We start from the raw sequence: 23382 nt of genomic DNA, 5'->3' as shown, positions 1-23382 counted from the left end.
TCGGTAAGCAGGGACTTCGGCGAGGGGGAGTCCGGCGGTAGCGGATACCTCCAAAACGAGAGATGCGCGAGGCCTCATTCTTCGGTAAGTAGGCGGGTGTGCGCTGGTCGTTGCCTGTTGTTTCGGCCGTAATCGCCTTGGGCTTCTGCGCGGCCGCCGCAACGGCGCAGCCCGGCGCCGAGGTGCCGAGCCCGATCCCCGGCCTCGGGCCGCTGAGCGATGTGCTCGTGCTGGGGACGCCGCCGATGGATGCTGCCGTCTCCACTGCCGCCGCCAGCTTCGAGCACCGGATGGTCGGCGGCCCCGTCCGGTTCGCGGAACCGTTCGCGGTGGAGGCGGGGCCGTCGAGTCACGGCCGCTGGGAGATCATGGACGGCGGACAGACCGCGGTGTGGCGGCTGCGGGTGATCTCGACCGGGGCGGTGTCGCTCAACCTGGGGTTCGACCGGTACCGGATGCCGCCGGGCGGCCGTCTGCTGATCCACACGCCGGACGGTGACGAGGTCGTCGGACCGTTCACGAACTCCGACAACGAGGCGCACGGTGAGTTGTGGACGCCCGTCCTGCCGGGCGACGAAGCGGTCATCGAAGTGGCCGTGCCGGCGGACCGGATCGGCGAACTCGACCTGCGACTGGATTCGGTCAACCGCGGCTTCCGCGACCTGACGGGCGTTCCGTCTGCGGCCCATGACTCCTGCAACATCGACGTGGCTTGCAGCGAAGGGGACGACTACCGCGACCAGGTCCGCAGCGTCGGGCAGTACTCCGTGGGCGGCAGCCTGGCGTGCAGCGGAGCGCTCGTGAACAACACGGGTGCGGGCAACAGGATGTTCTTCCTGACCGCGCGGCACTGCTTCGACGACAACCCGCGCAACGAGGCGGCGAGCGTGGTGGTGTACTGGAACTACCAGCGGCCGGCCTGCGGCTCCGGGTCGGCGTACAGGCGCCACAGCCAAAGCGGGGCGGTGCTTCGTGTGCGGCGCGACGACATCGACATCGTGCTGCTGGAGCTCGACGACGAGCCGAATCCCGCGCACAATCTGTATTTTGCGGGCTGGAACGCGGGCGCCTCAGCCCCGACGCCGGCCGTGGGCATTCACCACCCCCAGGGCCACTACAAATCGATCAGCGTCGAGAACGACTCCTTGACGCGGACCCTAAGGAACTGGAGGGTCAACGACTGGGACTCGGGCACGACCGAAGGCGGGTCGTCCGGCTCACCCCTGTTCGACGGCAACAAGCGCATCGTCGGAGCGCTCCACGGAGGCCTGGCCAGCTGCGACCTCGACCTGTGGGATCACTATGGGGCGCTGGCGTCGGCGTGGACCTCCAGCGACGGCAGCTCGGAGAGGCAACTGCAGGACTGGCTCGATCCCGGCGACACGCGCGCGAATCTCGACGGGACGAATGTGAACCTGCCGCCCAGGGTCCTCCTGGCCCTCGACGACAAGGCGGTCAAGACGCCCGCGCCCGGCGCGTCGCCCGAGGCCTTGTCGGTCGACGTTGCGCCGTTCTTCGAGGATCCGAACGGCGATACCATCACCTGGACGGCAACGTCGTCCGACGAGTCGAGGGTGACCGTATCGGTCTCGGGTTCGTCGGTCAGCCTGACGCCGGTGGCGGCGGGCAGCGCGACGATCACGGTAGCCGCCACGGACGCCGGCGGTTCGAAGAAGCAGGTGTCGCAGACGTTCCGGGTCACGGTGGGCGGCAACCGCTCGCCCGAGCCGGTGGGAACGCTCGCCGCGCATTCCCTGAACGAGGGCGGAACGGCGCAGGTGGCGCTCGCCAGCGCGTTCACCGACGGCGACGGCGACACCCTCACCCTGGCCGCGTCGTCGACGAACACCTCCGCGGCGACGGTCGCGCTCTCCGGCTCGACGGTGACGGTGACCGCGGTGGACGGTCCGGCCACGGCGACGATCGACGTGACGGCGACGGACGCCTCCGGTTCGAACACGAAGGCGCGGCACCGCATCGCCGTGACCGTGCTCAACCGTCCTCCGCAGGCGGTCGGTTCGCTCACCGGCGTCGTGATCAACGTCGGCGACAGCAACGAGGTCGTCGACGTGGCATCGGCGTTCAGCGACGCGGATGGCGAGACGTTGACCTACGGCGCCCGGTCCTCGGCGCCGGAGGTGGCCCGGTCCACGATCTCGGGTTCAAGAGTCTCGTTGATTCCTGTTGCCCGCGGCGACGCGACGGTCACGGTGTCGGCGTCGGACCTGACGGGCTCCAGGATGTCCGCGACCCAGACGATCGCCATGCGGGTGAAGGGACGGCGCGGAGTGGCCCTGTCGGCGGACGAGCTGACGGTCGTCGAGGGAGCTGCGGCGAGCTACACCGTGGCGCTCACGTCCGAGCCGACCGGCGAGGTGACGGTGACGCCCTCCGTCGCGTCGAACAACGACGTCACGGTCTCCCCGTCGTCGCTGACGTTCGACGCGACGGACTGGGAGACGGCGCAGACGGTGACGGCGTCGGCGGCGCACGATGTGGATCTGGATTCCGAGTCGGCGACCATCCGGCACGCCGTGACCGGCGCGGACTACGGTTCGGTCACTGCCGCATCGATGAAGGTGAAGGTGCTCGACGACGAGAGGCCGCCGCCGCTGTCGGTGGCGCAGGCGTCGCGCGACGAAGAGGGAGGCTCACTGAGCTTCGACGTGACGCTGGCCTACGCCATCGGCGTGGCGGCGACCGTGGACTGGGCGACGTCGGACGGTTCCGGCGCGGACGGCGCCCGGGCGGGCTCGGACTACACGGCGGCGAGCGGGACGCTGACGTTTCCGGCGGCGTCGACGGTCCGGCAGATCGTGGTCGACGTCACCGACGACAGCGATCACGAGAACCCGGAGACCTTCTGGCTGACGCTGCGGAACTCCACGAACGTGAGCCTGGACGGTGGCGCCTCGACCATGCGGGTTTCGGGGACGATCGAGGACGACGAGGGTCCGGTCGTTCGGGCGTCGTGGAGCCGGACGAACGTCACCATTCCGGAACACGGGAGCGTGAGACCGTTTCCGGAGCTTCGGCTCGACAAGAGACCGGAGCGCGGGGTGAGGATCGACGTGAAGCTGACGCACCACGGCGGCGCCGGCGCCGACGACTACTACATCCTGACTTCAGATCCAGGTCGCTTCTGGTCCCTCACGCCGAAGGACCCTCCCAGGTTCGAGTTCTTGCCGGATGATCAGAAACTCCTCGCCATCATCGAGTCGATCGACGACGACCTGGACGACGACTGCGAGTCGGTGACGTTCAGCCTCGTGCCGCAGTCGACAGGCGTGACCGTCGGCGGCCCGCTGACCGTCTCGATCGTCGACAACGACGGCGGCAAGGTCAATTGCGGCGCCAGGGACGGTAGCCCGCCTCCGGGGGGCGGTGGCCCGCCTCCGGGGGGCGGTGGCCCGCCATCACCGCCGGAGCCGGAGCCGGAGCCGGAGCCAGAACCGGAGCCAGAACCGGAGCCAGAACCGGAACCCGCTCAGCCGCCGACAGCGGCCTTCCGAGTGGACGGAACGACCTGCGACGCGGAACTTTGCCACGCGGTCACCGGCGAGACATACCGCTTCGCGGACACGAGTATGGGGACCGTGCGCACCTGGTCCTGGGACTTCGGTGACGGCAAGATGTCGCCGTCCAGCAGGCCGGAGCATTCCTGGTCCTCGCCGGGTTTCTACGAGGTCACCCTGACGGTGAGCGGCGCGGGCGAGGAGTCTTCGGCGTCCCGAACGTTCCTGGTCGCGGCCGCCGATCCGAAGGGAACGTGTGTCGCGGATGCTGAGACGCTGTGCCTTCAGGACTCACGTTTCGCGGTGACCGTGGAGTGGCGGAACAACACCGACCGCGGCGCCGGCCGCGTCGTTCACCGGGGCTCGAACGATTCGGGGCTGTTCACGTTCTTCGACCGTGCGAACTGGGAGATACTGATCAAGGTGCTCGACGGCTGCAATCACAACGGCCATGTGTGGGTGTTCGGGGCGTCGACGACGAATCTCGGCTACGTCATCCGGGTCACGGACACGGTGACCGACACGGTGAAGGCGTACCGGAACGAGCAGGGCACGGCGGCCCCCGCAATCACGGATACCGAGGCGTTCGCGGACGACTGCCGACGGTAGTTGAGGCCAGGGGCGCCCTCAGCCGGCGCCGACCCTGGCGACGATGGCCTGGCCCATCCCGGTCGTCGATACGGCGGCTTGGCCGGCGGACGCCAGGTCGGCGGTGCGGAGCCCGTCGTCCAGCACCGCGGCGACCGCCGCTTCGACCTGGGCCGCCTCCGTCTCCAGGTCGAGGCTGTGGCGGAGCAGCATCGCAGCGCTCAGGATCGCGCCGATGGGGTTGGCGATGCCGCGGCCCGCGATGTCGGGCGCCGACCCGTGGACCGGTTCGTACAGGCCTTGCCTACCGGCGCCGAGGGACGCCGAGGGCAGCATGCCGAGGGAGCCGGCGAGGATCGCCGCCTCGTCGCTGAGAATGTCGCCGAACATGTTGCCGGCGAGGATCACGTCGTAGTCCGCGGGCGAGCGCATCAACTGCATCGCGAAGGCGTCCACGAGGTGGTGGCTGACCTCGACGTCGGGATACGCGCTCGCGACTTCGGTCACCGAACGCCGCCACAGCCGCATCGAGGCGAGCACGTTGGCCTTGTCGATCGACGCGACCTTGCCCCGGCGTCCCCGCGCCGCCCGCAGCGCGACCCGGGCGACCCGCTCCACTTCGGCGGTGGAGTAGACGAGGGTGTCGTGGGCCACGTCGCCGTCGCCCTGTTCCTGGCGGGGGCCGAAGTAGATGCCGCCGGTCAGCTCCCGTACGAAGAGCAGGTCGACTCCGCGCAGCAGTTCGGGTTTGAGCGGCGCGAACGGCGCGAGCGATTCGAACACGGGCACTGGCCGCAGATTGGCGAACAGGCCCATCTCCGCGCGCAGGTCGAGCAGCCCCTGCTCGGGCCGGAGCTCGGCGGTCGGATCGGACCACTTCGGCCCGCCGACGGCGCCCAGAAGGACCGCGTCGGCCGCCTTGCACGCGGCTAGGGTCGTGGGCGGCAGCGGGTCGTTGAAGTCGTCGATGGCGTTGCCGCCCATCGGGTGGGAGTCGAGCTGGAAGCCGTGCCCGCCGAGTTCGGCGACCGCGTTCAGGACGCGGGTCGCTTCCGCGGTGACTTCCGGCCCGACGCCGTCGCCGGGGAGGAGGACGATGTGCGCCTGCATGGGGAGTCGTTCAGCCCGAACGGGTGTCGAGCCGCGCCGGGTGGGCGGCTTCGAAGGCCTGGATCGAGCGCGCCTGGTTCAGCAGGTAGCCGAGCTGATCCGTGCCGTCGAGCAGGCAGCGGCGGGCGAACGGGTCGACGTCGAAGCTCGTCTCGCCGCCGCCCGGCAGGCTGAGGGTCCGCGCCTCGAGGTCGATCGTGACCTCGGCGGCCGGGTCGGCGCCGACGGCGTCGAAAAGCGAAGCCGAGACGTCCTCGGCCACCGGCACGACGAGCAGGCCGTTCTTCAGCGCGTTGCTGCGGAAGATGTCGGCGAAGGACGTGCTGATCACCGCGCGGAAGCCGTAGCCGACGAGCGCCCAGGGCGCGTGCTCACGGGAACTGCCGCAGCCGAAGTTGTCGCCGGCGAGCAGGATTCTGGCCTCGCCGTGCTCGGCGCGGTTCAGCACGAAGTCGGAGATGGGCTCGCCTTCGGGATCGCCGTCCCGGTAGCGCCAGCGGGAGAACAGGCCGGAGGCGAGGCCGCTGCGGTCGGTGACCTTCAGGTAGGACGCCGGGATGATCTGGTCGGTGTCGACGTTCTGGATCGGCAGCGGCGCCATCGTGCCCGTATAGCGGGTGAAGCTCTTGCTCACGACAGGACCTCGCGGACGTCGGTCACCCGCCCGGTAATCGCCGATGCCGCCGCGGTCAGGGGGCTGGCGAGGAAGGTACGGCCGCCGGCGCCCTGGCGGCCCTCGAAGTTGCGGTTCGACGTGCTGACGGCGTACTGGCCGGGTGCGAGCTGGTCGCCGTTCATCGCCAGGCACATGGAGCAACCGGCCTCGCGCCACTCGGCGCCGGCGTCGACGAAGACCTGGGCGAGACCGTCCCGTTCGGCCTGCCGCTTGACGGCGTCCGAACCGGGCACGATGAGCACCCGCAAGCCGTCGGCCACCTTGCGTCCGCGCAGCACGTTCGCCGCGGCCACCAGGTCGCTGTAGCGCGAGTTCGTGCAGCTTCCGACGAAGACGACGTCGATCGGCTTGCCCTGAAGCTGCTGGCCGGGTTCGAGCGCCATGTAGTCGAGCGCCTTGCGGAAGGAGGCCCGCTTCTCGGGTTCGATGGCGTCGTCTTCCGGCACCGCTCCCGCGATCGGGATCGCCATGCCGGGGTTCGTGCCGTACGTGACCATCGGTTCGAGCGCGGAGCCGTCGAGAGTCGTGGTCTTGTCGTAGGCCGCCCCGTCGTCGGTGGGCAGCGACCGCCAGTCGTCGACGGCCGCCTCCCAGGCGTCGCCGGCGGGCGCCATCGGGCGGCCTTCCAGATACGCGAAGGTGACGTCGTCGGGGGCGATCAGGCCGGCGCGGGCGCCGGCCTCGATCGACATGTTGCAGACCGTCATCCGGCCCTCCATGTCGAGGGCGCGGATGGCTTCGCCGGTGTACTCGAAGACGTGCCCCGTGCCGCCGCCGATGCCGAGCCTGGCGATCACCGCCAGGATGATGTCCTTGGCGACCACGCCCTCTTGCAGGCGGCCGTCGACGCGGACCTCGTAGGTCTTCGGCCGGTGTTGCAGCAGGCACTGGGTGGCGAGCACATGGCCGACCTCGCTGGTGCCGATGCCGAAGGCGAGCGCCCCGACGGCGCCGTGGGTGCTGGTGTGGCTGTCGCCGCAGACGACGGTCATTCCGGGCTGGGTGGCGCCCAGTTCCGGGCCGATCACATGAACGATGCCGCGCCGCTCGTCGCCCATCGCGTAGAGCGGGATGCCGTGCTGTTCGCAGTTCGCCTGCAACCGGTCGAGTTGGGCGGAACCCTCCGGGTCAAGCACCCGGAGTCGCGCGTCGTCGATCGAAGGGTCGGTCGGCGTCGAGTGGTCCATCGTCGCCAGCGTCAGGTCGGGCCGCCGGACGGGGAGCCCCCGCTCGACCAGCTCGGTGAACGCCTGAGGCGAGGTCACTTCGTGCACCAGGTGCAGGTCGACGTAGAGGGTCGCGGGCAGACCCTCCTTTTCCGCGGTGACGCCTTCCGGGGGGACGACGTGGCGCCGCCAGATCTTCTCGAACAGGGTTCCAGGCCGACTCATGCGTCCACCGGCTGCGGTCTCGAGACGCGAAGGGTGGCGGGGCCTCCCTCGCCGGCCGTGTACTTCGTGCCGATCGCGGTGAGCATCCGGTTGAGAGCCGCCAGGTACGCCTTGGCGGAGGCAACGATGACGTCCGTGTCGGCGCCGTAGCCGCCGAAGACGCGTCCCTTGCCGCGGCCGGAGGCGGGACTTTTGATCCGCACCGTGACCTCGCCCATCGCGTCGATGCCCTCGGTGACGCTGTGGACGTTGTACTCGAGCAGGGTGTTCCTGGCTTCGACCACGGCGTCGATGGCACGGAAGGTCGCGTCGACGGGTCCGGTGCCGACGCCGGGCGAGATGTACTCGTGACCGTTCGGCCCGCACAGCCGGGCGGTCGCGGTCGGCATGCCGGGCCGCCCGCAGGAGATCTGCAGCTCGGTCAGCGTGAAGATCTCCGTCGGCGCCAGGATCTCCTGGTTCGCCAGCGCCTGCAGGTCGGCGTCGGTGATGTCCTTCTTCTGGTCGGCCAGCTGCTTGAAGCGGCGGAATGCCTCGCCCAGCTCCTCCCGGTTCAGTTCGAAGCCGAGTTCCTCCATGCGCATCCGGAGCGCGTGCTTGCCGGAGTGCTTGCCGAGCACGAGCCTGCTCTGGGTCAGGCCGACCGTCTGAGGGGTCATGATCTCGTAGGTGCGCTGATCCTGGAGCATGCCGTGCTGGTGGATGCCCGCCTCGTGGGCGAAGGCGTTCTCGCCCACGATCGCCTTGTTCCGGGGTACCGCGATACCGGTGTAGTGGGCGACCAGGCGGCTGGTCCGCACGAGTTCGGTCGTGTTCAGCCGGGTGCCGACGCCGTAGACCTTGGGCCGGGTATGGAGCGCCATGACGACTTCCTCGAGCGAGGTGTTACCGGCGCGCTCGCCGATGCCGTTGATCGTCACCTCGACCTGCCGCGCGCCCGCTTCGATCGCCGCGAGCGTGTTGGCGGTGGCGCAGCCGAGATCGTCGTGGCAGTGCGCGGACCAGATGACGTCTTCGGCGCCTTCGGTGTGCTCCATCAGGTAGCGGAAGAGGTCGCCGTACTCGACCGGCATGTCGTAGCCGACAGTGTCCGGGATGTTCAGCGTCGTGGCGCCTTCCTTGACGGCGAGCGAGAGCACTTCGACCAGGAAGTCCTTGTCGGAGCGGCTCCCGTCCTCGGGACTGAACTCGACGTCGTCGCAGAGGGAACGCGCGTGCGCCACCATGTGGCCGACCTGGCTCAGGACCTGCTCCCGGGTCATGCCCAGCTTGCGCTCCATGTGCAGGTCAGAGGTCGCGATGAAGGCGTGGATGCGCGGCTTCGTGGCGTCCCGGACGCCCTCCCATGCCTTGTCGATGTCCTCGCGCCAGCAGCGGGCGAGCCCCGCGACCACGGGGCCGTTCGCCTTGCCGACCTCGCGCGCGATCCGTCGCACGCCTTCGAGATCGTCGGGACTGGCGGCCGGGAAGCCCGCCTCGATGATGTCGACGCCGAGGACGGCGAGCTGGCGGGCCACCTCGAGCTTCTCGGCGCTGGTCATCGTCGCGCCCGGCGACTGCTCGCCGTCACGCAGCGTGGTGTCGAAGATCCGGACCCAGTCTCCGCTCTTGGCCTGTCCTGTCATCGTTACACCTCCTTGGCGTCCAGGAACGGCATCATCCGACGCAGTTCCCGGCCAACCTCCTCGATCGGGTGGCTCCGCTCCCGCTGCCTCCGGGGGTCGAAGCGCGGCCGGCCGTTCCTGTTCTCGGCGATCCAGTCGCGGGCGTACGTTCCGTCCTGGATGTCGCTCAGGATCTTGTCCATCACCGCCCGCACGTCCTCCGTGATCATCTGATCGCCGGCGTGGTAGCCGCCGTGCTCGGCGGTGTCGGAGACGCTGTACCACATGTAGCCGAGCCCGCCCTCGTACATCAGGTCGACGATCAGCTTCAGCTCGTGCAGGCATTCGAAGTACGCGACCTCCGGCTGGTAGCCGGCGGCGACCAGCTTTTCGAAGCCGGCGCGGACCAGGGCGGAGGCGCCGCCGCAGAGCACGATCTGCTCGCCGAAGAGGTCGGTCTCCGTCTCCTCGGCGAACGTGGTCTCGATCACTCCGGCGCGCGTGCAGCCGATTCCCTTCGCGTAGGCCAGGGCATCGGCCAGGGCGTCGCCGGTGGAGTCGTTCTCCACCGCGACCAGGCCCGGCGTGCCGGCGCCCTCGGTGAAAACCTCCCGCACCCTGTGCCCCGGCGCCTTCGGCGCGACCAGGGACACGTCGACCTCCTTCGGCGCGTCGATTTCGCCGTAGCGGACGTTGAACCCGTGCGCGAACATCAGCGTGTTCCCCGGCTCGAGGTTCGGGGCGATGTCCTGCTCGTAGAGTTCGGCCTGTACGGTGTCGGGCGCCAGGATCATGATCATCTGCGCCCGCGCCGCCGCGGCCGCGTTGCCGAGCACCTCGAGCCCGTCGGCCTCCGCCTTGGCCGCGCTGCCGCTGCCTTCACGCAGACCGACGACGACGTCGATGCCGCTGTCGCGCAGGTTCAGGGCGTGGGCGTGCCCCTGGCTGCCGTAACCGATGACGGCGACGGTGCGGCCGTCGAGCCTCGAGAGGTCCGCGTCGTCGTCGTAGTAGAGCTTGGCCATCTGGATGGGTTCCTCGTCTGGTGTGTTCAGAGCACGTTGCGGCGCGCCGCCGCTCGGCTGCGGTTGGGCTTGAAGCCCTCGTCCTTCAGGGTGTGGCCGCCGCGGCCCAGGGCGATCATGCCGGTGCGCACCATTTCGACGATGCCGAAGGGACGCACGAGTTCGGTGAAGTTCTCGAGTTTCTCCTCCTCGCCGGTGATCTCGACCACCAGGCTTTCGGCGGAGACGTCGATGATCCGGGCCCGGAAGATGTCGCAGAGCTGGATCACCTCCCGCCGGTTGTCGGAGGTCGCTCGGACCTTGACCAGAGCCATCTCCCTCACCACCGAGGGCTGACTGTGGAGGTGGTCGACGTGGACGACGTCGACCAGCTTGTACAGGTTCTTGACCAGGCGGTCCGCTTCCGCGCTGTCCGACTCCATGACGATCGTCATCCGGGACATTTCGTCACGCTGGGTGCGGCCGACGGACAGGCTGTCGATGTTGAAGCTGCGCCGCCGGAACAGGTTCGCCACGCGGGCAAGAACCCCGGGGCGGTTCTCGACTAGCGCGGCCAGGACGTGCTTTGCCATCGCAGGAGTTCCTCGAGAAACCGGTCGACCTCAGACGCCGAACCGGGAACCCAGGGCGCCCGCCGCCGCGGGCGCCTCGGATGCCGGCGGCGTGGACTCCGGCGGCGTGGACTCTGGAGTTTGGGGCTCTCGGACTTTCGCGGCCACTGTCCGCTCCCGGCGCTGTTGTTCGAACTCTTCGGGAGTCGGCCGGCGGATCATGTCGTCGAGGTCGGCGCCCGCCGGCACCATGGGAAAGACGATCTCCTCCTTCTCGACCACGAAGTCGATCAGTGTCGGTCCGGCTGTCTGCGAGCGCGAGGCGTTGACCGCCTCTTCGATCTGGTCGCGCTCAGTGACGCGGACGGTCGGGATGCCGTAGGCCTCCGCGAGTTTGCAGAAGTCCGGGTTGACCATGGGCGTCTGGTTGTAGCGCTCCTCGTAGAAGAACTCCTGCCACTGGCGGACCATGCCGAGGAAGCCATTGTTGATGATCGCGATGTGGACGTTGACCTGCTCCTGGACCGCGGTGGCGAGTTCCATCATCGTCATCTGGAATCCGCCATCGCCGACGATGGCCCACACTTCCTGGTCGCGCCGGGACATCTTGGCGCCGATCGCCGCCGGCAGCCCGAAACCCATCGTCCCGAGGCCGCCGCTGGTGATCAGGCTGTGCGGCCGTTCGTGCTGGTAGTACTGGGCCTCCCACATCTGGTGCTGGCCGACATCGGTCACGGTGATGGCTCTGCCCGCGGTGAACTCGAAGAGGTCGCGGATGACCTGGGCGCCGAGCAGCTTGCCTTCGGGCACCGCCGGGTGCTGGGGCGCGTCGGCCGGCCGGACGATCTCCCGCAACTCCGAGTCGGCGCGCCACTCGGCGATTCGGTCGAACCAGGCCTCGTTCGGTCGTCGCTCGACCCGCTCGAGCAACTGGCTCAGGACCTCGCCGAGATCGCCGACGATGCCGACGTCGACGGTCACGTTCTTGTTGATTTCGGAGGGGTCGATGTCGACGTGGATCTTGCGCGAGTCCCGCGCGTAGGTCGCCAGGTTGCCGGTCACCCGGTCGTCGAAGCGCATGCCCAGAGCGATCAGGAGGTCGGCCTGCTGGATCGCATGGTTCACCTCCGCGCCGCCGTGCATTCCCATCATCCCCAGGCAGAGCGGGTGGTGCTCGGAGATCGCGCCCTTGCCGAGCAGGGTCAGGGCGATCGGAATCTGCGCCTTCTCCGCCAGCTGTGCGAGTTCACGGTTGGCCCCGGCCATCGAGATGCCGTGGCCGGCGAGGATGATCGGCCGCTTCGACTTCCGGATCAGTTCCAGGGCAGCGTCGATCTGGCGCGCCCGGGCCGCCCGCGGCGGGCTGTAGCCGGGGAGTTCGATCGGTTCCGTCGGGTAGACGAACTCCGCCTCCTGGATCTGGACGTCCTTCGGGATGTCCACCAGCACGGGCCCAGGCCGCCCGGTGCGGGCGATGTGGAACGCCTCGCGCATCACCTCGGGCAGTTCCTCGATGCTCGTCACCAGGTAGTTGTGCTTCGTGATCGGGAGGGTGATCCCGGTGACGTCCGTTTCCTGGAAGGCGTCGCTGCCGATGGCGCCGGTCGGCACCTGTCCCGTGATGCAGACGATCGGGGACGAATCCATCATCGCGGTGGCGATACCGGTGACGAGGTTCGTCGCGCCGGGACCGCTGGTCGCCATGGCCACGCCGACCTTGCCGGTGGCTCGGGCGTATCCGTCGGCCATGTGCGACGCGCCCTGCTCGTGGCGGGTCAGCACGTGGTGCAGTTGGGGGTACTTCGTCAGGGCGTCGTACGTCGGCAGGATGGCCCCGCCCGGATAGCCGAAGACGATGTCGACCCCCTCGCGCAGCAGGCACTCGCACACGATCTCGGCGCCGGTCAGCACGACGGCGTCCGTGCTCGTGCCCGCCTCCTCGTTCGCCCGGTCCGTTGCGGTCGTTTCGTCACTCATCTCGGCCTCCTCGCGTCAGCCTGCCAGCGGTGGCGCAGCCTCCTGCAGCCGGGGTACCTGGGTGAGCCAGTCGTGGCGGTCGGGGAGCCGGCCCTCGACCAGCCCGAAGAACTCTTCCTGGAGGTGGTGCGTGATCTCGCCACGCGTGCCACTGCCGATCGGGATCCGGTCGACGGAGCGCACGGGACTCACCTCGGCCGCCGTGCCGGTCATGAACAGCTCGTCGGCGAGATAGAGCTCTTCCCGGGCAATCGGCTGGAAGCGGACGTCGTACTTCAGGTCGCGGGCGATCGTGATGACCGAGTCCCTGGTGATACCGCCCAGGATCGAGTTGTAGAGCGGCGGCGTGTGGATCACTCCGTCCTTGATCAGGAAGAGATTCTCGCCGGCGCCCTCGCAGACCAGCCCGCGGTCGTCGAGCATGATGCCCTCGGCGTAGCCGTGCTCGCGTGCCTCGATGGACACGAACTGGTTCGTCACGTACTGCCCGCTGATCTTGCCCAGCGGCACGGCCGTGTTCGAGTTGAAGCGGCGCCAGGAACTGATCGCGGCGTCGACGCCCTGTTCGATCGCCTCCTCGCCGAGGTAGCGCCCCCAGCGCACGGCGTAGATCGCCAGCCTGGAACTGCAGGAGGTCGGGTTGAGGCCCATCTCCTCGTTGCCACGGTAGATCAGCGGCCGGATGTAGCACGACTCCAGACGGTTGCGAGCCACCGCCTCGATGCACAGCTCCTCGACCTGGTCCTGGGTGTAGCCGGGTTCCATGCGCATGATCCTGCAACTGTCGAACAGGCGCCGGACGTGCGGGCCGAGGCGGAAGATCGCCGTCGTCTCGCCCGTGTCGTAGGCGCGAATGCCCTCGAACACCGACGAGCCATAGTGCAGGCCGTGGGTCGTGAGGTGGACGGTCGCCTCGTCCCAGGGTTTCCACTGGTCGTCGATCCAGATCCACTCCGATCGTTCTATGGGCATGCGATTACTCCACTGGCGCCGAACCAAAAAAGCCCCCAGGCGTTGCTGGGGGCTTGAAGTCGCTCAGTTTCCTGTTGGTGCGCCTAGTTAGCCCCCTGGGTCACAAGGATCAGGACCAGAACCAGCAAGACGAGGACGGCGGGGGGAGTCATGGGGTAAGAGATTCCGTTGATCTACCGGGCGGTAGGTCGTGCGAGGGAGCGTAGGAGAGGACGGGAGCGGCTGTCAAGGGGCCTGTTCGAGCAGCAACCGGCGGATGCTGCCGCTCACGTCTTCGTGAGCCGCGTCGTTCACGAACAGGCAGTACAGCAGGTCGTCGCGATCGGGGAAGAAGTTCAGGTCGGCGAAGAAGAAGCCGTTGCCGCCGTTGTGTCCGATCATCCGCTCGCCGTTCGGGAGGCGGAAAGTGACCCATCCGTAGCCGTAGAAGGAGTCGCCGTAGCCCTCGTCCACGTGTTCGCCGAACAGGGCGTCGAGCGACTCGGCCGACAACAGTTCGCCTTTGCCTAGAGCCTTGACCCAGCGCGCCATGTCGTCGACGGTGGAGTGAATGCCGCCGTTGCCCACGAGGTGCCAGGAGAAGCCGTCGTCGTGTGTCTGCATCTCGATGACGCGGCCGAAGCGTCGGCCGTCCCGGTAGCCGGCGGCGACGTGTGCTTCTGACCAGTCGGCCAGCTGGTAGCCGGTGTGATGCATGCCCAGCGGATCGAAGAACTCCCGCCGGAGGAACTCCTCGTAGCCCGTGCCGGAGACGCCCTCGACGATCGCGGCGAGCAGCGAGTAACCCGTGTTGGAGTACTCGTGGCGTTCGCCCGGCGGGTGGCGCGACTCGGTGCGCCAGACCTCTTCCAGGTAGCGGTCGCGGTCGATGTACTCCTCGTCCGAACCCAGCGCTGGCGGCAGGCCGGCCGTGTGGGTGAGGAGCTGGTGGATCGTGATCTCCCGCTTGTCGGCCGGCGCTTCAGGGAAGAACCGGCCGACCGGATCGGCGACGTTCAGGCGGCCCTGTTCCTGAAGCTTGAGGATCGCCGCGCCGGTGAACTGCTTGGTGATCGAGCCGATCGTCGACACGGTCTCCGGCCCGAAGGGGACGCCGGCCTCCCGGTCCGCCAGGCCGTAGCCGGCCAGGTGAATCACCTCGTCGCCGCGGGCCACGAGCACGCTGCCGGCGAAACCCTCCGCGGCTTCCTCCTGCAGGAGGTCGTCGAGTTCGTCCAGGCGTGACCGGGACCCGCCGGGCGCGTCGTCGAGGCCGGTCGTGACGGCCGCCGGCGGGGGGGCACACGCAGCGGTAAACCCGATTGCCGTAACCAGCAGAGCTCGACGTCTCGTCATCAACTTCAGGATCATGGCCGCGCGATCTGGTCGATGCCTCGAAAGCCTAGCGCCAGAAGCGACACAACGCTCTGATTCGGCGGTATCATCGAGCGTTTACGCGCGCGTTTCGTGACTTTCCGTGAAGCTGTTTCCACGCCTCGAGTTCCATCGCACCGGGATCGGCCTCCTCCCCGATCCCCACGACCCGGAGCCCGGTTCGGCCGTTCATCTGTCCAGGGTGGCCGGGTCGAAGCGGCCGCTCACGTTCTGCAGTTGCTCCACGGGCCGTCGCAGCGGATGCCGTCACCTCAAGCAGCTCGAGGGTCAGATCAGGGAGCTTCACCAGGTCACCGGATGTAGCTGGTTCGACCTCTTCGCTCGCAGCGGGTGGTTCCGGCTGGCCCAGACTCTGTTCGAGGAGCGTCTCCCGGCGGCTTCGGCCTGCCTGGTGCTGCAGGAAACGCCCGACGATCCGATTCGCCTGTTCGGTCCAGATGGAGTGGAGGTCCTTCGCTACCTCGAACAGGCGCCGGCAACGGTTCGTTTTCTTGAACGGATCGGGAAGCTCTCGGGCGGCGTGTCCACCGCGGATCGGTCGGGTCTGCTGGAGCGGCTGTCGACGTTCATGCGGACGCCCGAGGAACAGCATCTGAACAAGGCCGGAATGCAGACGAACCGGCAGTTCTTCGAGGGCAGTCTCTGGTTCCGCGTCGCCTATCACACCCTGAGGGAGTACGGCGATATCTCCGGCGGCAGAGCCGAAACGCCTGGAGCCACGGTGAGACTCGAGCCGTCAATCGAGCTCTCCAACGGCACTTTCTTCCTGGCGGTCCGCACGGGTTCGGGTGGGCCGGAGCTGCTTCAGATCGCCGTTCCGCGTGGCCGGGTGGACGCGGCGCTGGCTTTCCTCACGGAAACGGGGCAGACCTCGGCGGTTCCCCTGTCGGCCGCGGATCTTCTCTACGTGGGATCTGACACCAGGATCGAGAAGGAACACAGGCTCGAGATACTGCGCCTGGCCGCGGAGGGGGAGGACGTCCTCGACGAGAAGCGGCGCGAGCGCTACCAGTATGGCGACCTGGTCTTCATCGAGGAGCTGGAAGCGCTCGTCCGGCGCTCGGATCGCAACGAGAGCGGCTGGCGCGAGCCCGCCGCCATCGATCTCGTGCCGGCGCGGGTGCCGACCTTCCGGACCGTACCGCCGATTGACGAACCCGAGCCGGTTCTGACCGAGAATCCGCTCGCGGCCGTCGGGATCCTGACGGAGTTCGACTACATCGAGATCGAACCGGACGGAGACGAGTCGCTCTCGATCCGCTATGGCTTCGGCGACAGTGACGTGAGTCTCGGGGAACTGCTGGCAGCGAGGCGTGCCGGCCTGCCGTACCTCGAGACGGCGTCGGGCTGGATCGATCTCAACGCGCCGGCGCTCAGGAACCTCGGATCGCTGCCCGCTCAGGCGAGAGCGCGTGCCGAAGGCACGGGCGGCAACGGCAGGTCCGGCAGTCTCCGTCTCTCATCGGCGGAGTTGCTGCGGCTGCAGGCCTCGAGTGCGGCACCGATCCGTGTCGAGGGCGAAGGAAGCCGGCATGACTTCCTGCGTCGCTTCCTGGCCCTCCGGCCGGCCGATCCGATGGTGAGTCCTTCGGGGCTCACGAGCGTCCTGCGTCCTTACCAGAAGCTTGGTGTCGAGTGGCTGAAGTTCCTGTACGAGAACGATCTCGCGGGTCTTCTGTGCGACGACATGGGCCTGGGGAAGACGCACCAGGCGATGGCCCTGATGGTCATCCTGCGGGAGCAGTTGGGGATCGACGAGCCATTTCTCGTTGTCTGCCCCCGCACCGTCATCAGCCACTGGCGCAACAAGCTCCGGGAGTACGCGCCGGGATTGAGCCCGGCGTACTACCACGGACCGCAACGCGATCTTGGGGAGTCGCTCGCGCATGGCGACGTGATCCTCACGTCCTATGGGGTGATGCGGAATGACGTCGAGCGTTTCGGCGAACGGCGCTGGGGCCTCATCGTGTTCGACGAGGTGCAGCAGATCAAGAACCGGAGCACCCAGGGCTACCGTGCCGCCGTGGCGCTTGGGGCCCGGATGAAACTGGGGTTGACCGGCACGCCGATCGAGAACTCGCTCACCGAGTTGAAGGGCCTTTTCGATCTCGTGCTGCCAGGCTACCTGGGCGGCGACGACACCTATCTCGATGTCCTCGGGACGACCGAACTCGATGCCGACTCCTGGTACGCGGTGAACCTGCGGCGGTTGACCGCTCCCTTCGTGCTTCGCCGCGTGAAGACCGCCGTGCTGGACGAGTTGCCGGAGAAGATCGAGGACGTGCGCACTTGCCGCCTGAGCCCCGAGCAGTTCGACATGTACCGCCGGACGATCGAAACGAAGGGCGTGACGCTGATGAACGCCTTGCGGAGCGAGCGGGGCGCCCTTCCCTACATCCACATCTTCGCGCTGCTGAACATGCTGAAGCAGATCTGCGATCATCCCGCGCTGGCGGTCGGCGACCTCGACCGCTACGAGAGTTACGAATCGGGAAAATGGGACCTGTGCAAGGAGCTCCTCGAAGAGAGCTTCGACAGTGGCCAGAAGGTCGTCGTCTTCAGCCAGTACCTGGGCATGATCGGCATCCTGGAGCGCCACCTGACGAAGCTCGGCATCGAGTTCGTCACGCTGACGGGCTCGACCCGCGAGCGCGGCAAGGTCGTCGACCGCTTCAACAACGACGACGACTGCCGCGTCTTTCTGGGCAGCCTGAAGGCGGGCGGCACGGGCATCGACCTGGTCGGCGGCTCGGTCGTCATCCACTACGACCGCTGGTGGAACGCGGCTCGCGAGGACCAGGCGACGGACCGGTTGTACCGGATCGGCCAGAAGCGGGCGGTCCACGTCTTCAAGCTAATCACCGAGGAGACGCTCGAGGAGCGCATCGCCGCGATCATCGACCGCAAGCGCCGTCTCATGGAGAGCGTGGTGCAGGAGGACGACCCCCAGCTCAAGAAGATCTTCTCGCGAGAGGAGTTGATCGAACTGCTGCAGGGGCCGGGCCTCGACGAGCCGGCCTGAGGCCGGACCAATAGGGTAGTGGGCCGATGACGACCAGGATCGAGCTGTACGACACGACGCTTCGCGACGGGACCCAGCGAGAGAACATCTCCCTGTCGCTGGCGGACAAGCTGGCGATCGCCAGGCGGCTGGACGCCTTTGGAATCCCCTACATCGAGTGCGGCTGGCCCGGCTCGAATCCGAAGGACGCGGACTTCTTCGAGGCCATCCGCGAGGTCGAACTCGAACAGGCGAGAGTTTGTGCCTTCGGCGCCACGCGGCGCAAGCACAGCACATGCAGCCGCGACGGCAACGTCCAGGCGCTGGTCGCCGCGGAGACGCCCACCGTCACGCTGGTCGGCAAGAGCTGGGACCTGCACGTCGAGAAGGTGCTCGAAACCGATGCGCGAGAGAACGAGGCGATGATCGGCGACACGGTCGGCTATCTCAAGGAGCTGGGCCGCGAGGTGATCTACGACGCGGAGCACTTCTTCGACGGTCTGGCCGGGAACCCCGAGTGCGCGCTCGGCACGTTGCGCGCGGCGGCCGCGGCGGGCGCCGATTACGTCGTTCTCTGCGATACGAACGGCGGCACGCTGCCGTGGCAGATCGAAGCGGGGATCGACGCGGCGCGGGCTGAGCTCGGTCCGGATGTCCGGATCGGCATCCATACGCACGACGACGCCGGATGCGGCGTCGCCAACACCCTGGCCGCGGTGCGGGCAGGCGCGGTCATGGTTCAGGGCACGATCAACGGCTACGGCGAACGGGTGGCGAACGCGAACCTGGTGACCATCGTGCCGGACCTGCAGTGCAAGATGGGGTTCTCCTGCGTCCCCGACGAGAGCCTGCGCGAGTTGACCTCTCTGTCGCGATACGTCGCCGAGGTGGCGAACATCGCCCACGACGACCACCTGCCCTACGTCGGGCGCAGCGCCTTCGCCCACAAGGGCGGCATCCATGTCGCGGCGATGCTCAAGGAACCGACCAGCTACCAGCACGTCGAGCCGGAGGTGGTCGGCAACGAGATGCGGACCGTGGTCTCCGAACTCTCGGGCCGCGGCAACATCGCTCATCTCGCGGCGGGCGCCGGGATCGCCGAAACACCGCACGCGCGCGAGGTGCTGTACAAGGTCAAGGAACTCGAAAACCGCGGCTACAGCTTCGAGGCCGCCGAGGCGTCCGTCGAACTCATGCTGCGCCGGGCGGCGCCCGGATACGAAGCGCCGTTCCGGCTGATCGACTTCCTGACGGTGGTCGAGCATCGTGACGGTCGTGGTCTGGTCGCGGAGGCCACCGTCAAGGTCGAGGTGCCAGGCGGCGCCATTGCTCACACGGCGGCGGAGGGTAATGGACCGGTGAATGCCCTGGCCCACGCCCTGCGCAAGGCCCTGGAGCCGCACTACCCGCAACTGGCCGAGATGCGCCTGGCCGACTACAAGGTCCGCATTCTGGACAGCGCCCACGGCACGGCGGCCACGACCCGCGTGCTCGTGGACTTCGTCGCCGGCGGCGAGCGCTGGACCACCGTCGGTGCGGGGACCAACATAATTGAGGCAAGTTGGGAAGCCCTCGCCGACGCCATCGAGTTCGGCTTGACGGGAGAGTGATCGAGGCGAGCTGGGAAGCGCTCTCGGACGCGATCGAGTTCGGGCTGACGGCCTGATCCCGGCCGCGGTCCTCAGCGAGCGAAAGCGCCCCTTGCGCCGATTGCCTCGAACGGCTCCATGCCGATGCAGGTGCAGATCAGGTGGCGGTCGCCGTGGGCGTTGTCGACGCGGCCGACCGGAGGCCAGTACTTGTGTTCGTCGTTCCACGGTGCGGGGAATGCCGCCTGCCGGCGGGAGTAGGCGCGGTCCCAGTCGTCGGCGCTGATCGCGGCCGCGGTGTGCGGTGCTCCGCGCAGGGGGCTGTCGGCAATCTCCACGTCGCCGCGCTCCACCGCCGCGATCTCGGCGCGGATCGCGATCATCGCGTCGCAGAAGCGGTCGAGCTCGGCCTTCGACTCGCTCTCGGTCGGCTCGACCATCAGCGTCCCGGCCACCGGGAAGGACATGGTCGGCGCGTGGAAGCCGTAGTCGATGAGTCGCTTGGCGACATCGTCGACTTCGACGCCGGAGGCCTTGAAGCCGCGCAGATCGAGGATGCACTCGTGAGCCACCAGCCCGCTGGCGCCCCGGTACAGGACGGGGTAGTGGGTTTCGAGCCGGTTGGCAATGTAGTTCGCGTTCAGGATCGCGGCTTCCGTGGCGCGGCGCAGTCCGGCAGCCCCCATCATGCGAATGTAGGCCCAGGAGATGGGCAGGATCGAGCCGCTGCCGACGGCCGTCGCGCTCACCGCGCCAACCGCCTCGCTTCCCAGGCTGCCGGCACCGGCTGACTGCCCGATGGACGCGAGGGGGTGCCGCGGCAGGAAGGGCGCGAGATGGGAGGCGACCGCGATCGGCCCCATGCCCGGACCGCCGCCGCCGTGGGGGATGCAGAACGTCTTGTGGAGGTTCAGGTGGCAGACATCGGCGCCGTAGTCGCCGGGCCGGCAGACGCCGACCTGGGCGTTCATGTTCGCTCCGTCGAGGTAGATCTGCCCGCCGTGGTCGTGGACGATGCCGCAAATGTCGCGGATCGCCTCTTCGAACACGCCGTGGGTGGACGGGTAGGTGACCATCAGCGCCGCGAGGTCTTCGCTGTGGGCCTCGGCGCAGGCGCGCAGATCGTCGAGATCGATGTTGCCTTCCTCGTCGCAGGCGACGGCCGCGACCTTCAGCCCGGCCAGCACGGCGCTGGCGGGGTTCGTTCCGTGAGCGGAGGTGGGGATGAGGCAGACGTTGCGGGCCCCTTCGCCGCGGCTCGCGTGGTAGCTCCGGATTGCGAGAAGACCGGCGTACTCTCCCTGGGAACCGGCGTTGGGCTGCAGCGAAACGGCGGAGAACCCCGTGATGCTCGCCAGCCAGTTCTCCAGGTCGCCGCAGAGCCTCCGGTAACCCGCCGTCTGATCCTCGGGGGCGTAGGGATGCATGTGAGCGAACCCCCGCCAGGTGATCGGCATCATCTCCGCCGTTCCGTTCAGCTTCATCGTGCACGAGCCGAGCGGGATCATGGAGGTGGTCAGGGACAGGTCGCGCGCCTCCAGGCGGTGCAGGTAGCGGAGCAGCTCGGTCTCGGAGCGGTAGCTGCTGAACACCGGATGGTCGAGACAGGGCGTCGTCCGCCGCAGCGCGGCCGGCAGGTGTTCCGTCGCTTCGGTCGAAGACGGGGCCTGAGCCCCGGCGGCGCCGACTTCTGCGAAGGCCGCGAGCACCGACTCGATGTCGTAGTCGGTCGTCGTCTCATCGCAGGCGACCGAGATGGCGCCCGAGCCCCACTCCCGCAGGTTCAGCTTGCGGCGTCGGGCGGCGGCGATCACCCGGCGCTCCTCCTCGACATTGCCGACTTCGGCGGTCACCGTGTCGAAGAACGTGTCGGAGCGGAGCGTGAAGCCCAGGGCGCGCAGGCGTTCGGCGAGACGGGCGGCGCGGCGGTGAACCGCCTTGGCGATGGACTCGAGACCTTCCGGCCCGTGGTAGACGGCGTAGAAGCTGGCGATCACCGCCGGCAGCACCTGGGCGGTGCAGATGTTGCTGGTGGCCCGGTCGCGCCGGATGTGCTGCTCCCGCGTCTGGAGCGCCAGACGCAGGGCCGGGTGGTGACGGTCGTCGTGGGTGACACCGACCAGGCGTCCCGGCAGCCGCCGCTTCAGCCGGTCGCGGACGGCGATGTAGGCAGCGTGCGGTCCGCCGAATCCCATCGGTAGCCCGAAGCGCTGGGTGCTGCCGACCGCGACATCGGCGCCCCAGGTGCCGGGAGCCTCGAGCAGGCAGAGGGCGAGCGGATCGGCGGCGGCGATCGTCATGCCGCCGGTCTCCCGCAGCCGTTCCGCCAGATCGCCGTAGTCGTGAACGGCGCCGTCGGTGGCCGGTTGCTGGACCAGGGCGGCGAACACGCCCTCCGGGTCGAACTCCTCGTGGTCGCCGACCTCGACCTCGATGCCGAGCGGCTCGGCGCGGGTGCGGACGACTTCGATCGTCTGCGGGTGGCAGTTCCCCGACACGAAGAAGCGGCCGTGGCGCCGCTTCTCGGCCCAGCACAGCGTCATCGCCTCGGCGGCGGCGGTGGGTTCATCGAGCAGAGAGGCGTTGGCGACCTCGAGTCCGGTGAGGCTGGCGATCATCGTCTGGAAGTTGAGCAGCGCTTCCAGCCGGCCCTGGGAGATCTCCGGCTGATACGGCGTGTAGGCGGTGTACCAGCCGGGGTCTTCCAGGGCGTTGCGCTGGATGACCGGCGGCGTGACGCAGCCGTGGTAGCCCATGCCGATGAAACTGCGCAGCACCTGGTTGCTGCCGGCGATCTCGTCGAGTTCGACCAGCGCCGCGGCTTCGGAAGCCGGGGGCGGCAGTTCGAGGCCGCCGTCGTGTCCCTCGCTGCGGATCGTGGCCGGCACGGCGTCGTCGATCAGGCTCGCGAGCGAGGACTGGCCGAGCGCCTCCAGCATCTGCTCGATCTCGGCGGCCCGGGGTCCGATGTGCCGGTCGGCGAAGGGCAGGGCGCCGCTTGCGGTGGATTCGGACCGTGTCATGGTTCGTTGTGTCATAGCTTGCTGAAGAGCCAGGCCACGTAGCCCCCATAGGCTGCCACGAGCAGCGCACCCCAGGTCCGTCCGATGCTGCGTCCGTGTCGCAGCAGGTAGACGGCGAGGAACATGAGGAGACTGAAGGAGAGCATGACCGAGGCGTCCAGACCCTCGGCGAGGAAGGTGGTTTCGATGGGGCGTATGAGAGTCGCGGCCGGCAGGACCAGCAGGATGTTGAACACGTTCGAGCCGATGATGTTCCCCAGCACGATGCCGTGGTGATTCCGGTACGCGGCCACCAGGCAGGCGGCGAGTTCAGGCACACTGGTGCCAAAGGCCACGACCGTGAGTCCGACCACCCGCTCGCTGACGCCGAGGGCCAGCGCCAGATCCTTCGCCGCCGGCACCAGGATCTCGGCGGCGCCGACGGCGAGCAGGGCGAGTCCCACCAGGGTGCCGAGAACGGATTTGAGTCCGCTGACGCCCTGGGCATCGGATTCTTCGGCGTCGCCGGCGCGGACCAGCACGATGAGGAAGTACGCCATCAGTGCGAGAAGCACCAGGCCCTCGAACCGGCCCAGGCGGCCGAAGGCGGTGAAGGTCAGGACGAGCAGGGACGTACCCAGCATGAAGGGCAGCTCGCGTCGGACCAGGCGGATGGCCTGGCGCTCGGCGCCGTCGTGGTGGTTGTGGAGAGGCACCACGAGCGCCGAGATGCCGAGGATCAGACCGACGTTGGCGATGTTCGAACCGACGACGTTGCCGTAGACCAGACCGGGCGAGTCCCGTAGCGCCGCGGCCACCGCCGCCGCGAGTTCCGGCGCCGAGGTGCCGAACGCCACGACGGTCAGACCGATCACCGTCGGACTGACGCGCAGAACTGCGGCCAGGCCGGTCACGGAGCGCACGAGGATCTCGCCGCCGGCCCAGAGCACGGCGATGCCGAGAATGATCAGCAGCAGCGAGATCAAGAGGCAGTCTTCGGTCTTGTC

Annotated in this window: 14 protein-coding genes; 3 read left to right on the top strand and 11 right to left on the bottom strand. The window is 68.3% G+C overall.

What is annotated here, in order from left to right; translation table 11 throughout:
- Window positions 1-137 precede the first annotated feature (137 nt).
- The gene (locus OXI49_12435) at window positions 138-4124 is read left to right on the top strand and encodes a PKD domain-containing protein (GenBank protein ID MDE2691315.1); all 3987 of its coding nucleotides are present in this window, start codon (window positions 138-140) and stop codon (window positions 4122-4124) included.
- 18 nt (window positions 4125-4142) lie between these two features.
- Here the strand turns inward: OXI49_12435 and leuB are convergent, their stop codons facing one another.
- From leuB to OXI49_12390, 9 genes are all read right to left on the bottom strand, one after another.
- A complete protein-coding gene (gene leuB / locus OXI49_12430; GenBank protein MDE2691314.1) occupies window positions 4143-5213 on the bottom strand; it encodes a 3-isopropylmalate dehydrogenase in 1071 nt (356 codons plus the stop codon).
- A 10-nt stretch (window positions 5214-5223) separates the two neighbouring features.
- Window positions 5224-5847, bottom strand: coding sequence for a 3-isopropylmalate dehydratase small subunit (gene leuD, locus OXI49_12425; GenBank protein MDE2691313.1), 624 nt, complete (start codon window positions 5845-5847; stop codon window positions 5224-5226).
- The gene (gene leuC, locus OXI49_12420; protein ID MDE2691312.1) at window positions 5844-7280 is read right to left on the bottom strand and encodes a 3-isopropylmalate dehydratase large subunit; all 1437 of its coding nucleotides are present in this window, start codon (window positions 7278-7280) and stop codon (window positions 5844-5846) included. Before leuC ends, leuD begins: the two co-directional genes overlap by 4 nt.
- Window positions 7277-8905 carry a 2-isopropylmalate synthase gene (locus OXI49_12415; GenBank protein MDE2691311.1) on the bottom strand — a complete coding sequence of 543 codons (1629 nt, stop codon included), beginning with the start codon at window positions 8903-8905 and terminating at the stop codon, window positions 7277-7279. The genes leuC and OXI49_12415 overlap by 4 nt, the downstream gene beginning before the upstream one ends.
- Window positions 8906-8907: 2 nt before the next feature.
- Window positions 8908-9909: a ketol-acid reductoisomerase gene (ilvC, locus tag OXI49_12410; protein ID MDE2691310.1), complete on the bottom strand. Its 1002-nt coding sequence runs from the start codon at window positions 9907-9909 to the stop codon at window positions 8908-8910.
- Between the two features lie 26 nt (window positions 9910-9935).
- The gene (ilvN, locus tag OXI49_12405; GenBank protein ID MDE2691309.1) at window positions 9936-10481 is read right to left on the bottom strand and encodes an acetolactate synthase small subunit; all 546 of its coding nucleotides are present in this window, start codon (window positions 10479-10481) and stop codon (window positions 9936-9938) included.
- A 30-nt stretch (window positions 10482-10511) separates the two neighbouring features.
- Window positions 10512-12437, bottom strand: coding sequence for a biosynthetic-type acetolactate synthase large subunit (gene ilvB, locus OXI49_12400; protein MDE2691308.1), 1926 nt, complete (start codon window positions 12435-12437; stop codon window positions 10512-10514).
- A gap of 15 nt (window positions 12438-12452) precedes the next feature.
- Window positions 12453-13409, bottom strand: a complete 957-nt coding sequence (locus OXI49_12395) for a branched-chain amino acid transaminase (GenBank protein MDE2691307.1) — start codon at window positions 13407-13409, stop codon at window positions 12453-12455.
- Between the two features lie 225 nt (window positions 13410-13634).
- On the bottom strand, window positions 13635-14744 hold the full coding sequence (locus tag OXI49_12390) for a serine hydrolase (GenBank protein MDE2691306.1): 1110 nt from the start codon (window positions 14742-14744) through the stop codon (window positions 13635-13637).
- Window positions 14745-14865: 121 nt separating this feature from the next.
- Between OXI49_12390 and OXI49_12385 the strand changes: the two genes are divergently transcribed.
- Window positions 14866-17805, top strand: coding sequence for a DEAD/DEAH box helicase (locus tag OXI49_12385; protein ID MDE2691305.1), 2940 nt, complete (start codon window positions 14866-14868; stop codon window positions 17803-17805).
- Between the two features lie 26 nt (window positions 17806-17831).
- Window positions 17832-19394, top strand: a complete 1563-nt coding sequence (gene cimA / locus OXI49_12380) for a citramalate synthase (GenBank protein MDE2691304.1) — start codon at window positions 17832-17834, stop codon at window positions 19392-19394.
- Between the two features lie 71 nt (window positions 19395-19465).
- Here the strand turns inward: cimA and gcvP are convergent, their stop codons facing one another.
- Entirely contained in the window at window positions 19466-22396 is a 2931-nt protein-coding gene (gene gcvP, locus OXI49_12375) for an aminomethyl-transferring glycine dehydrogenase (protein ID MDE2691303.1), read from the bottom strand.
- 11 nt (window positions 22397-22407) lie between these two features.
- Window positions 22408-23361 (bottom strand): calcium/sodium antiporter, encoded by a 954-nt coding sequence (locus OXI49_12370; protein ID MDE2691302.1) that lies wholly within the window; start codon window positions 23359-23361, stop codon window positions 22408-22410.
- Between the last annotated feature and the right edge of the window lie 21 nt (window positions 23362-23382).

Source organism: Acidobacteriota bacterium, assembly GCA_028875725.1.
Lineage (GTDB): Bacteria > Acidobacteriota > Thermoanaerobaculia > Multivoradales > Multivoraceae > Multivorans.
The sequence above is the reverse complement of the archived record's forward strand: the minus strand, read 5'-3'. Positions and strand labels throughout refer to the sequence as shown.

What these genes read in the sequence shown, in the direction of transcription:
- OXI49_12395 (MDE2691307.1), bottom strand. Translation starts at nt 13,409, where the DNA reads ATGCCCATAGAACGATCGGAGTGGATCTGGATCGACGACCAGTGGAAA.
- ilvC (MDE2691310.1), bottom strand. Translation starts at nt 9,909, where the DNA reads ATGGCCAAGCTCTACTACGACGACGACGCGGACCTCTCGAGGCTCGAC.
- cimA (MDE2691304.1), top strand. Translation starts at nt 17,832, where the DNA reads ATGACGACCAGGATCGAGCTGTACGACACGACGCTTCGCGACGGGACC.
- ilvN (MDE2691309.1), bottom strand. Translation starts at nt 10,481, where the DNA reads ATGGCAAAGCACGTCCTGGCCGCGCTAGTCGAGAACCGCCCCGGGGTT.
- leuB (MDE2691314.1), bottom strand. Translation starts at nt 5,213, where the DNA reads ATGCAGGCGCACATCGTCCTCCTCCCCGGCGACGGCGTCGGGCCGGAA.
- ilvB (MDE2691308.1), bottom strand. Translation starts at nt 12,437, where the DNA reads ATGAGTGACGAAACGACCGCAACGGACCGGGCGAACGAGGAGGCGGGC.
- OXI49_12390 (MDE2691306.1), bottom strand. Translation starts at nt 14,744, where the DNA reads ATGACGAGACGTCGAGCTCTGCTGGTTACGGCAATCGGGTTTACCGCT.
- OXI49_12415 (MDE2691311.1), bottom strand. Translation starts at nt 8,905, where the DNA reads ATGACAGGACAGGCCAAGAGCGGAGACTGGGTCCGGATCTTCGACACC.
- gcvP (MDE2691303.1), bottom strand. Translation starts at nt 22,396, where the DNA reads ATGACACGGTCCGAATCCACCGCAAGCGGCGCCCTGCCCTTCGCCGAC.
- leuC (MDE2691312.1), bottom strand. Translation starts at nt 7,280, where the DNA reads ATGAGTCGGCCTGGAACCCTGTTCGAGAAGATCTGGCGGCGCCACGTC.